7 protein-coding genes are annotated in these 12,180 nt (G+C 66.3%); 3 read left to right on the top strand and 4 right to left on the bottom strand.

All coding sequences use genetic code 11. The features are described from left to right. Positions 1 to 318: 318 nt before the first annotated feature. Positions 319 to 2,970 carry a trehalase-like domain-containing protein gene (locus tag PY310_RS14505; RefSeq protein ID WP_275215172.1) on the top strand — a complete coding sequence of 884 codons (2,652 nt, stop codon included), beginning with the start codon at positions 319 to 321 and terminating at the stop codon, positions 2,968 to 2,970. A gap of 18 nt (positions 2,971 to 2,988) precedes the next feature. Here PY310_RS14505 and PY310_RS14500 read toward each other — a convergent pair whose 3' ends face one another. The 4 genes from PY310_RS14500 to PY310_RS14485 form a co-directional block, all read right to left on the bottom strand. After that, positions 2,989 to 4,131, bottom strand: a complete 1,143-nt coding sequence (locus tag PY310_RS14500) for an FAD-dependent oxidoreductase (RefSeq protein WP_275215171.1) — start codon at positions 4,129 to 4,131, stop codon at positions 2,989 to 2,991. A 45-nt stretch (positions 4,132 to 4,176) separates the two neighbouring features. Then, positions 4,177 to 5,103 (bottom strand): AEC family transporter, encoded by a 927-nt coding sequence (locus PY310_RS14495; RefSeq protein WP_275215170.1) that lies wholly within the window; start codon positions 5,101 to 5,103, stop codon positions 4,177 to 4,179. A gap of 51 nt (positions 5,104 to 5,154) precedes the next feature. Beyond that, entirely contained in the window at positions 5,155 to 5,580 is a 426-nt protein-coding gene (gene panD / locus PY310_RS14490; protein WP_275215169.1) for an aspartate 1-decarboxylase, read from the bottom strand. 169 nt (positions 5,581 to 5,749) lie between these two features. Continuing rightward, complete coding sequence (locus PY310_RS14485; RefSeq protein WP_275215168.1) at positions 5,750 to 6,664, bottom strand: LysR substrate-binding domain-containing protein; 915 nt, start codon at positions 6,662 to 6,664, stop codon at positions 5,750 to 5,752. A 165-nt stretch (positions 6,665 to 6,829) separates the two neighbouring features. Between PY310_RS14485 and PY310_RS14480 the strand changes: the two genes are divergently transcribed. Beyond that, positions 6,830 to 8,293 (top strand): amino acid permease, encoded by a 1,464-nt coding sequence (locus PY310_RS14480; protein ID WP_275215167.1) that lies wholly within the window; start codon positions 6,830 to 6,832, stop codon positions 8,291 to 8,293. A 313-nt stretch (positions 8,294 to 8,606) separates the two neighbouring features. Next, the gene (locus PY310_RS14475) at positions 8,607 to 12,092 is read left to right on the top strand and encodes a proline dehydrogenase family protein (RefSeq protein ID WP_275215166.1); all 3,486 of its coding nucleotides are present in this window, start codon (positions 8,607 to 8,609) and stop codon (positions 12,090 to 12,092) included. Positions 12,093 to 12,180 lie beyond the last annotated feature (88 nt).

The following is a 12,180-nucleotide window of genomic DNA, read 5'->3' as shown; positions in this document are numbered from 1 at the left end:
TTCATCCTTTGCTGGAGCCGAGCGTCAAACCGGCTACGAGGCGTCGCAGGAGCAGGAGACAGATCACCAGTGCCGGGATCGCCGTGACCATGGCTCCCCTTGAAAATGCGAACCCTGTGGAACTTGCACCACGATATCTATCATAAACGCACAATAAAGAACGTCAAGAGGCAAAGGCGAACATTGTCGAAAGCTGGCGGGGTGCCGGTTGGCGGATTTACACACATGCAACCATCGGGACTTTTCCGGGAAACCACGGCGGCGGAGAATGAGGGGAGCGGCTGCAGTACCGGCCGTTTCCGCTGGAAGGTTAAGCAAATGCCTACTCCGTTCAACCAGAGCGTGGCGGATACCGCGCTCCTGACCAAATCACTGCCACTGGGCCTGCTGCGCGCATTCGTCCAGTCAGATGCCGCAGACGAAGGCCTCACCCCCGTTCTGCTGGCGGAACTCAAAGTCCTGGCCCGTGTCCCCGGGCTGCTCGTTGCCTGCAACTACGGCGGCACCTTGTGCGACGCCGAAGGGATCTCCACCGAAACCCTGCCCCTGGGCAATGCCGCAATCGCGCTCCGCGCCCTCGCCGCCCTGCCCAACACCCACGCCGCGGTCATCTCCGGACGTTCGCTGCGTGATCTCGCCGCCGTCTCCCGCCTCCCCGCCGAAGTCCATCTGGTGGGCTCCCACGGGGCCGAAGCAGACATGCAGTTCGCGCACGTCCAGCCGCTGGCCACCGAGGTCATCCTCCAGAAAGTCAGCACCGCCCTCTCCGGGGCTGTGGGCTTCCAGGAAGGTGTCTGGATCGAGCGCAAGCCCGTTGCGGTCTCCGTGCACACCCGGCCGGCAGCGCCGGACGTGGTGGAGTCGGTGACGGAGACGTCCAGGGCGATCGCGCGGGCCCACGGGCTGTTCTTCATCGTCGACGGGTCCGTGCTGGACCTTTCGGTGGTGGAGCCGTCCAAGGCGGACGCACTGGAAAACCTCCGGTCCCGGCTTGGCGCCAGCGCTGCCCTTTACGCCGGCGACGCCTACAGCGATGAGCTTGCCATCGGCACACTCCGGGGCCCCGACCTGGGGCTGCATGTCGGCCCGGGCGATACCCGGGCCGAACACCGGCTCCGTAACCCGGAATCGTTTGCCCGGGTCCTTGCCATCCTGTTTGAGCTCAGGCGCGCCTGGCTGTTCGGCGAAGACGCGGTGGGACTGGAGCGGCACACCCTGATCGGCAACGGCTCCTCCACCGCGCTCCTCACCCCGGATGCCAAAGTCTGCTGGATGAGCCACCCGCTGCCCGATTCAGGCTCGCTTTTTGCCCACATCCTCGGCGGAGACGCGGCCGGGCACTTCTCCGTGGAACCGGTGAAGAAGTCGCAGGCGCTCGGGCAGAGGTACGTGGACAGCACCATGATTGTGGAGACGCGATGGGCGGACGTGACCGTCACGGACTACCTGGAACCGGCACCCGAAGGCATCACCAGCCTGGTCCGGGTGCTTTCCGGCACCGGCGCGGCGAGGATTGTCTTCGCGCCCCGGCCGGACTACGCCAACGTGCCCTTCAGCATGGAGGCCCGCGACGACGAACTGCACATCACGGGCACGGCCGATCCGATTGTCCTTTCCGCGCCGGGCGTCAGCTTCGTGATCACCTCCGACGGCCGGCACGCAACGGCGACAGCCACCGTGAACCTGCAGGACGGCCCGGTGGTCCTGAACCTGCGCTGCGGTGACACGGAACCCCGTGCCGCAGATCCGGGCGGTGAGGTGGACCGGCGGTCCGGCGTGGCCCTGCGCTCCCGCCGCTGGGTCCAGGACCTGGATCTGCCGTCCGTGAAACCGTCATTGGTCCGCCGTTCGGCACTGGTGCTGCGCGCCCTGGTTCATGAGCCAACCGGCGCCGTGCTGGCGGCCCCCACCACCTCCCTCCCGGAGGGTATTGGCGGGACAAGGAACTGGGATTACCGGTACTGCTGGCTTCGGGACGGTTCCATGACGGTGCACGCGCTGGTGGACCTGGGCTCCACGGCCGAGGCAGCCGGGTTCCTGGAGTGGCTGGGGCGGATCCTCGAACACGCGCCGGGCCCGGAATGGCTACACCCGCTGTATTCGGTCACGGGCGCGCAGCTGTCCACCGAAGCCATCATCGAAACACTGCCCGGGTACGCCGGTTCCCGTCCGGTCCGGATCGGGAATGCCGCCGACCATCAGGTTCAGCTGGACGTCTTCGGACCCGTGGCCGAACTCATTGCCGCGCTCAGCGAACGGAACGGCACGCTGGCCGAAGAGCACTGGCAGCTGATGGTGAAGATGGCCGCCGCCGTGCTGGCCCGCTGGCATGAGGCGGACCACGGCATCTGGGAGGCCCGGCGGCCGCCGCGCCACCACGTGTACAGCAAAGTGATGTGCTGGGTGACGCTGGACCGGGCGCTCCGGACAGCCGCCCGGTTCGGCAGGACGCCGGAACCCGCGTGGCAACCCACGGCACAGGCCATCCGCGACGAGGTGCTGCGCGAGGGCTGGGACGACTCCGCGCGCTCCTACACCGTTGCCTACGACAGCCCCGACCTGGATGCGGCCGTCCTGCACATCGGGCTCTCCGGCCTGCTGGACGTCCGCGATCAGCGGTTCCTGGACACGGTGACGGCCGTGGAACGTGAACTGCGGGTGGGTCCCACCGTCTTCCGGTACAGGTACGACGACGGTCTGCCGGGTTTGGAGGGAGGCTTCCACATCTGCACCACCTGGCTGATTGAGGCGTACGTTGCGGTGGGCAGGATCGAGGAGGCCTGGGACCTCTTTGATCAGCTGGTGAACCTGTTCGGCCCCACGGGGCTGCTGCCCGAGGAGTACGATCCCGGCACCGAAACGCACCTCGGCAACCACCCTCAGGCGTACTCGCACCTGGGCTTCATTCGCTGCGCCCGGCTTCTGGACCAGCACAGGCCGGAGGTGAAGGTGCCGTCGCCTGCAGGGTAGCCTGCAGGGCGCTGGCGGTCAGCGCGACGCGGAGAAGATCTGCGGTGCGGGGCGGGTACCGGTGGCCAGGTCCGCGAGGATCCGTCCCACCACCGGGGTGAACTTGAAGCCGTGCCCGGAAAAGCCCGCGCCGATCACGAGGGGGCCGATCCGGTCTAGGATGAAGTCCTCGTCCGGGGTGGTGGTGTACGTGCAGCTGATGGCCTCAAGGGAATCAGCGTCGACGCCGGGCAACCACGTCCGGGCATAGTCCTGCAGCCCCGCGAGCTGGACGGGTTCCGGGAGGAAGGATCGCCTGTCCGGATCCACCACCGGGCCCACACCGTGCCAGCCCGCCTTGATGCCCTCGCCCGGCGTCTGCATCCCGTACACCGGTGAATACCAGTTCCTGTAGTCCGGCCCGGACCCGGGAGTGTGGTTGAAGCCGGGCCACACAGCCTGTTCGTCGGCAACACGGAAATGCGCCGGCTGTTCCTGGGTCACGGTGAGCCGGGGGAGGCGCAGCGTGCCGCTACCCGCCGCCCTGGCCAGCAGTTTCGCGGTCCAGGCGCCGGCGGTCACCACTGCCTGCCCGGCGGTGACCACCTCGGTGGTCCCGCCTGTCCCGCCGGACTCCACGGTGAGCCGGACGCCGTCGTCCATGATTTCCAGCTCCACCACCCTGGTGTGATGCCGGATCTCGGCGCCGCGGGCCGCGGCGAGCCGCTGGAAGGCGGGGAGCGCTGCCTCCGGGTTCAGCTGGCCGCCGTCGGGCATGTAGAGGACCTGCTGGTCAAAGCGGATGCCGCGCCACCGCTCGGCGGCCTCGTCGGGGCGGAGCGACTCGGCCCGGATGCCTGCCTCGGTCAGTGCCGCCTGCACCAGCGGGAGCCGCGGATCAGGACCATGGTTGACGATCCCCGTCCGGGTGAGCAGCCGCTCGCCGCTGTCCTGCTCCAGTTCATCCCAAAGGGCCAATGCTTCGGCGAGCATGGCCACGTACTCCGGCCGGTGGTAGCCCGGGTTCAGGTTCCGGGTGCTGCCGTGTGACGCACCGATGTGGTGCCCCGGTCCGAACTGTTCCAGCAGCGTGACCTGCCGGCCGCGGCGGGCTAACGCCCAGGCGGCGGCGGAGCCCATCGCTCCGCCGCCAATCACAACGGTGTCCAGTATTGTTCCCATCTGGCTCCTTGGGTCCGGTCGGTTCAGGGTGGGTGCAGCAGCGGGTCAGTTCAGCAGCAGGGCTACGCCAATCATGGCCGGCACGGCCACCACCGTGGTGATCAGGACCGTGTCCTTGGCCACCGTGAGGCCCGTGGAGTAGCGGCTGGCGGCAACAAAAACGTTCTGCGCCGTGGGAAGGGAAGAAACCACCACCACCGCGAACAGGGGGTGCCCGTCCAGCCCCAGCACAAAGCGGGCAAAAAGGTAGGCCATGGCCGGTTGCACCACCAGCTTAAAGGCACTGGCCAGGATGGTGTCCAGCCGTCGTTCGGCCGCGGCCTGCAGGGGCCGGCTGCCGTGGAGGCTCATGCCGAAAGCAATCAGCATGGTAGGGATGGCCGCACCGCCGATCAGGTGGATCGGCTCCATGACCAGGGCCGGCACCTGCCAGTTCATCCCGGCCACCAACAGGCCCAGCGCCGACCCCACAATCATGGGGTTCCGCAGGATCATGAGGATAAAACCCCCAACCGTGGTGCGGTGGCTGCTGGTGCTGGCGTCCAGGATCATCAGGAACAGCGGGGTGAAGAAAGCCAGCTGAAAGATCAGCAGCGGCGCCACGTAACTGGCGTCGCCCAGGACATAGACGGCAATGGGGATGCCCAGGTTCGCCGAGTTCGCCAGGGACGCCGCCATGGAGGACATCAGCGCCTCCGGCAGGGCACGCTTCAGGACGAACTTCACGATCCCGAAGAACACCAGGGCGCTGGAGAGGGCCGCCACCGCGGTCACCAGCAGCGGCTCGGCGAAGACTTCCCGCAGCTCGGCCTTGCTCAGGGTCTCGAAGAGGAGGGCCGGGCTGGCCACGAAGAAGGTCAGGGCGCTCAGGACCTGGCGGGCGTTCTCGCCCAGGATCCGCTGCCGGCCAACAAACCAGCCCACCAGGATGATGAACCACACCACAAAAAAGCCCTGCAGCACCCCTACCACCGGCAGCCTCCCAGGGTGCGGGGGCGGGGTGGGCCGGAACTCACGCTCCGGCTACAGGACGGCGTTATTCAGGGCATGCGGCGGGCGCATCAGGCCCGGGGTGTGGCCCTCGGCGGGGTCGTTGCCGATCTGGACGATCCTGTTGTCCTGGTCCACGTGGACAACCTTGGGGTCGTACGCCGCAGCCTCTTCCGAGGTCATCTGGGCATACGTGATCAGGATGACGATGTCGTTCTCGTGCATCAGGTGCGCCGCCGCCCCGTTGATGCCGATCACGCCTGAGCCGCGCTCGCCGGCAATCGTGTAAGTCTCCAGGCGCGCACCGTTCGTAACGTCCACAATGGCCACGAGCTCGCCCGGGAGGATATCGGCGGCCTCAAGGAGGTCCAGGTCAACGGTGACCGAACCTACGTAGTGGAGGTCAGCATGCGTGACGGTGGCCCGGTGGATTTTGGACTTGAACATTGTGCGATTCATAAGGAGTCCAGTCTATCGCCGGCCCCCGCATCGCGCTGTGACGTACTAAACAGGGGCGCGCGCACACGGGACGCATAAAAAAGGGAAGTACGACGGCGGCTGCCGGGCGCCGCGGTCCGTCACCGCGCCGTCGTCGGTCACCGCTCCGGCGGTACCGCGCCGCTGTCGGTCACCGCTCCGGCGGGCCGCTGACTGACGCGGCCGTGGCGGCGAGCATCTGGCGGGCGGCAAGGATGGCGGGCCGCTGGGCGCTGGAGCGGCGCACAGAGGTGAAAATGGTGCGGTGCGGGTCGCCGGGCAGTTCCAGCAGCCGGGCGGTGGTGCCGCGGCCGGTCCAGACGAGGTCCGGCATCAGGGCGACGGCATTCCCCGACTCGATCAGCCTGATCTGCGCCTGCAGATCGGCGGTTTCGAAGCGGACGTCGGGCTCGAAACCGGCACTTCTGCATGCCTGCTCCGCCCAGTGACGTGATGCCGCGCCGCGGGGTTCCATGACCCACGGCAGGTCCGCGGTGTCCTCGATCGACCGGATGGCGGCCCCGCCGTCGGACGTCGGCGGAACGGCGAGCCGGATGGCATCGGTGGTCAGTTTGACCCGGTCCAGTTCCGGGTACCTGGGCGCGGCGTGGCCCGGATACTGCTCGGCAATCACCAGGTCGAAGTCGCGCGCCCAGGTCTCGTGCAGGGCGGTTTCCGGCTCCCGCTGGGTCATCTCGATCCGCACCTCGGGGTACTCCGCCGTCATCCGGGTCAGGGTGCCCGGCATCAGCGCCAGCGCCGCGGACTGGAAAACGGCGATCCGCACCGTTCCCGTGACGGTGGTCAGCGAGGCCGCCAGGTCCGCTTCGGCCTGTTCCAGCGTCTCGAGCAGCTGGGCGGTGTGCGCCACCAGGACTTCGGCCTGCGGTGTCAGCTGGACGCGGCGTCCGGTTTTCCGGAGCAGTTCCACTCCGACTTCCTTTTCGAGCAGGGCCAGCTGCTGCGAAACTGACGACGGGCTGTACTGCAGTGCCTCCGCGACCTCTGCCAGGGTTCCCCGGATCTTCAGTTCACGGAGCAGCCTGAGGCGCCGGACATCGAGCATGGCCACATTCCTTGACGAATCTAATGGATATTGGTTAGAAAGATTCACTTTATCTAACGCAAAGAGTGCTTGCATACTGTTGTACCTGAGTTACCCCCATCACAGCCCGCCGCAGCTAGTCGCAAGGGTGCCGTGCTGGGGCCGCACCCCATGCAGGAGTTCCTGATGAGCACAAAAGACATAAGTCAGTCGATCATGCGGCGCAAGCCTATCGATGACATCGAAGAAGAAAACAAGCACAGCGGACTGTTCAAATCCCTCGGGCTTTGGCAGTTGACCGCCATCGGCGTCGGCGGCATCATCGGCGTCGGCATCTTTTCCCTCGCCGGGCTGGTGGCCGCAGGCAGCAAGGATACGCCGGGTGTGGGGCCCGCGGTGTTGATTTCCTTCCTGGTGGCCGGCCTGGCGTCCGCAGCGGCTGCCCTTTCCTACGCGGAGTTTGCAGGCATGATCCCGCGTGCGGGCTCCGCCTACACCTACGGTTACGTTGCCCTGGGTGAAGTGATCGGCTGGTTCATTGGCTGGGACCTGCTCCTCGAATACATTGCCATCGTTGCCGTGGTGGCCATCGGCATTTCGGGGTACTTTGACGCCTTCCTGTCCGGCATAGGCATCCATATGCCGGTGTGGATGACCTCGACGCCGGACGAGGGCAAGGGCGGAATCGTCAACATCCCGGCTATCGCAGTCTGCCTCCTGGTGACGTGGATCCTGTCCAGGGGCACCAAGGCATTTGGCAGGTTCGAGCTGGTGGCGGTGGCCATCAAGGTCGTCCTGATCCTGTTCATCATCGGCCTTGGCGTCTTCTATATCGACACCAACAACTACAACCCGTTCATGCCCAGCGGGTTCGGCCCGGTCCTCGCCGGCTCCGCAACCGTCTTCTTTGCCGTGTTCGGCTACGACGCCATGAGCACCGCCGCGGAAGAGGCCACGGACGGCAAGAAGCACATGCCCAAGGCCATCATCCTGTCCCTGATCATCGCCATGCTGCTCTATGTGGCAGCCACCCTGGTCCTGACCGGCATGCAGAACTACAAGGACATCGATCCGAAAGCCGGCTTCGCCTCGGCCTTCACCAGCGTGGGCCTGCCGGTCATTGCCACCATCATCTCGGTGTTCGCGGTCCTGTCCATCCTCACCGTGATGCTGACCTTCCTCCTCGGCGTGACCCGTGTCTGGTTCTCCATGAGCCGCGACGGCCTGCTCCCCGGCTGGTTCTCCAAGACCGACCGCCACGGCACCCCGCAGCGTGTCACCTGGATCGCGGGCGTGGCTTCGGCGCTGCTGGCCGGCGTTTTCCCGATCAAGGCCGTGGCCGACCTGACGAACATCGGCATCCTGGCCGCGTTCGTCGTCGTCTGCCTCTCGGTGATCATCTTCCGCTACAAGAAGCCCGACGCCCCGCGAACGTTCCGCCTGCCGTTCATGCCGGTGGTTCCGTTGTTCGGCATGCTCGCCTCGGCGTTCCTCATGACCCAGCTGCACTGGGAGACCTGGCTGCGGTTCGTGGTGTGGCTGATCGTGGGACTGGCTATCTACTTCTTCTACGGCCGGAAAAACTCGCTGATGAACCCCAACAGCCCGCGCCACGAGGAAGCCGTGGAAATGCACCGCCACCTGCCCTGACCCGCCGGCATCACCCACCCCAGCCACTCACCCCCAACCCCTCCGCCCCACCCCCTGGACGCTCTCTCAGTTAATGTCGGTTTTCGCCGGACGCTCTCTCACTTTCTTCAGGAAAGTGAGAGAGCGTTTCCGGTTTTCTGCGTTAAGTGAGAGAGCGTTGCCCTAAAAACCGCATTAAGTGAGAGAGCGTCGGGGCACGGAAGGGTTGGGATTTCTAACCTGTATTGCTTAGAAAAGGTCGCTTTATCTTAAGTGATTTGAAGCTCATACTGATGAATAAGACCCCTTCAGATCAAGGAAAGAACGAGCGATCATGACTCACACTGCAACGGAAACCACCGGGCACACGGACGTTCCGCAGGCCCGTGCCCTCGCGGCGGACACCATCACCCTGGTCCGGCGCTGGCTGACCGAAGCGTCCAAGGTGCCCGTGGATGCGTCAGCCCAGCAGCTCGCCGGCGTGTTGAAGGATCCGAACGGGCTGGAATTCACGGTGGGTTTCGTCGACGGCGTGGTGCGCCCCGAGGACCTGCACGTCGCCGCCCGGAACCTGGCCGCCCTCGCCCCCAAGGTCCCGGCGTTCCTGCCCTGGTACATGCGCCGCGCAGTGCAGCTCGGCGGGACCATGGCCCCGGTCCTGCCGCAGGTGGTCATCCCGATCGCCCGCAGGGTCCTCCGTGAAATGGTGGGCCACCTGATCGTGGACGCCACCGACGCCAAGCTCGGCCCGGCCATCGCCAAGATCCGCAAGGACGGCATCAAGCTCAACGTCAACCTGCTGGGCGAGGCTGTCCTGGGCGAACACGAAGCCTCCCGCCGGCTCGAAGGCACCCACGCACTGCTGGGCCGCCCGGACGTGGATTACGTGTCCATCAAAGTCTCCTCCACCGTGGCCCCGCACTCCGCCTGGGCCTTCGATGAGGCCGTTGAGCATGTCGTGGAGAAGCTGACTCCGCTGTTCCAGCGCGCCGCCTCCTTCGCCGGCAGCGGCGCCGGCCAGAAAGCCAAGTTCATCAACCTGGACATGGAGGAATACAAGGACTTGGACATGACCATCGCGGTCTTCACCAGGATCCTGGACAAACCCGAGTTCAAGAACCTCGAAGCCGGCATCGTCCTCCAGGCCTACCTCCCGGACGCGCTCGCCGCCATGATCCGGCTGCAGGACTGGGCCGCCGAACGCCGTGCCAACGGCGGTGCCGCCATCAAGGTCCGTGTGGTCAAGGGCGCCAACCTGCCGATGGAACAGGTGGAAGCCTCCCTCCACGACTGGCCGCTGGCCACCTGGCACACCAAGCAGGACTCGGACACCAACTACAAGCGCGTCATTAACTACGCGCTCCACCCGGACCGCATCAACAACGTCCGCATCGGCGTGGCCGGCCACAACCTCTTTGACATCGCCTTTGCCTGGCTGCTCGCCAAGCAGCGCGGAGTGGAGTCGGGTATCGAGTTCGAGATGCTGCTGGGCATGGCGCAGGGCCAGGCTGAAGCCGTCAAGAAGGACGTCGGCTCGCTTTTGCTCTACACCCCGGTGGTGCACCCGGCCGAGTTCGACGTCGCCATCGCCTACCTGATCCGCCGCCTCGAAGAGGGTGCCAGCCAGGACAACTTCATGTCCGCGGTGTTCGAACTCAGTGAGAACGAAGTTTTGTTCGAGCGGGAAAAGCAGCGCTTCCTTGCCTCCCTGGACAAGCTCGACGACGAGGTGCCCCCGCCCAACCGGCAGCAGAACCGCAGCCTCCCGCCGCAGCCCCTGCCGCATGATTCGTTCCACAACACTCCGGACACGGACCCCTCCCTGCCCGCCAACCGGGACTGGGGCCGCGCCATCCTGGACCGCGTCCCGACCTCCACGCTGGGCAACGCTGCGGTGGAAAAAGCCACCATCGGTGATGAAGCAACCCTGAACTCCGTGATCGCGGCGGCCATCGAGAAGGGCAAGGCCTGGGGCGCCCTGTCCGGGGACGAGCGCGCCGAGATCCTGCACCGCGCCGGCGACGTCCTCGAGGCCCGCCGCGCAGACCTCCTTGAAGTCATGGCCAGCGAAACCGGCAAGACCCTGGACCAGGGCGATCCCGAGGTCAGCGAGGCCATTGACTTCGCGCACTACTATGCGGAGTCGGCGCGCAAGCTGGAAAAGGTCGACGGCGCCACCTTCGTCCCGGCCAAACTCACCGTAGTGACGCCGCCGTGGAACTTCCCGGTCGCCATTCCCGCAGGGTCCACCATGGCGGCACTCGCCGCGGGCTCCGCCGTCGTGATTAAACCGGCGAAGCAGGCCCGCCGCAGCGGCGCGGTGATGATCGAAGCGCTGTGGGAGGCCGGCGTTCCGAGGGACGTGCTGACCATGGTGCAGCTTGGCGAACGGGAGCTCGGCCAGCAGCTGATCTCCCACCCCGCCGTGGATCGCGTGATCCTGACCGGCGGCTATGAGACGGCCGAGCTGTTCCGGTCCTTCCGCAAGGATCTCCCGCTCCTGGCCGAAACCAGCGGCAAAAACGCCATCATCGTCACCCCCAGTGCGGACCTGGACCTGGCAGCCAAGGACGTTGCCTACTCCGCGTTCGGCCACGCCGGTCAGAAGTGCTCCGCAGCGTCACTGGTGATCCTGGTGGGCTCGGTCGCCAAGTCCAAGCGCTTCCACAACCAGCTAATCGACGCCGTCACCTCCCTGAAAGTGGGCTACCCGCAGGATCCCACCAGCCAGATGGGCCCGATCATCGAGCCTGCCAGCGGCAAACTCCTCAATGCCCTCACCACCCTCGGCGAAGGCGAAAGCTGGGCCGTGGAACCGAAGAAGCTGGACGGGACCGGCCGGCTCTGGAGCCCGGGCGTGCGCCATGGCGTCCGCCGCGGGTCCTATTTCCACCTCACCGAGTTCTTCGGACCGGTCCTGGGCGTCATGACTGCCGAAACCCTGGAAGAGGCCATCGCCATCCAGAACCAGATCGAGTACGGACTCACCGCCGGCCTGCACTCGCTGAACCCGGATGAGCTGGCCGTCTGGCTGGACTCCATCCAGGCCGGCAACCTGTACGTCAACCGCGGCATCACCGGGGCCATTGTGCAGCGCCAGCCGTTCGGCGGCTGGAAGAAGTCGGCAGTGGGTGCCGGCACCAAGGCCGGCGGCCCCAACTACCTGGCGGGGCTGGGTGACTGGACCAGCAAGGAAAGCGCAGCCACGGCCAACGTCGCGAATGCGGCCGTGAAGCGTGTCCTGAACGCTGTTTCGGGCGCCCTGCAGCCGGGGGAACTGAGGTTCCTGCAGCGCTCCCTCGCATCCGACGCCAAGGCCTGGGCCGACGAGTTCGGCACCGCCAAGGACGTCTCCGGCCTCAGCGCCGAACGGAACATCTTCCGGTACCGGGCCCTCCCGGTCACCATCCGCCTTTCTGACGGTGCTCCGCTGGCGCACCTGGCCCGGACCGTGGCCGCCGGTGTCCAGGCTGGTTCGGCACTCACCGTATCCACCGCCGTCGAACTTCCCGTCCAGCTCCGGGCCGTCCTCACCGGCCTGGACATCGAGGTGACAGTGGAGGCCGACGCCGGATGGCTGGCTTCAGCGGCGCGCCTCGCCAAAGCGGGCAAGCTGTCCGGTGCGCGCATCCGGCTGATCGGCGGCGATGCCACCGCGCTCGCGGAAGCTGTCGACGGGCGCCCGGACGTGGCGGTCTACGCACACCCGGTCACCGAGGCCGGCCGTGTTGAACTGCTGCCGTTCCTGCACGAACAGGCCATCAGCATCACCGCGCACCGGTTCGGCACGCCGAATCACCTCTCGGATGCGTTGATCTAGGAGCCGGCGCGCGGCAGGGCAGCCGCATACGGGAAAGTCCCGACGGCCACCAAGGGTGGCCGTCGGGACTTTCTGTTTGTTAGGAGGG

The organism is Pseudarthrobacter naphthalenicus, assembly GCF_029076445.1.
GTDB lineage: Bacteria > Actinomycetota > Actinomycetes > Actinomycetales > Micrococcaceae > Arthrobacter > Arthrobacter naphthalenicus.
Note: the sequence above shows the minus strand (reverse complement) of the source record. Positions and strands in the feature narration are given on the sequence as shown.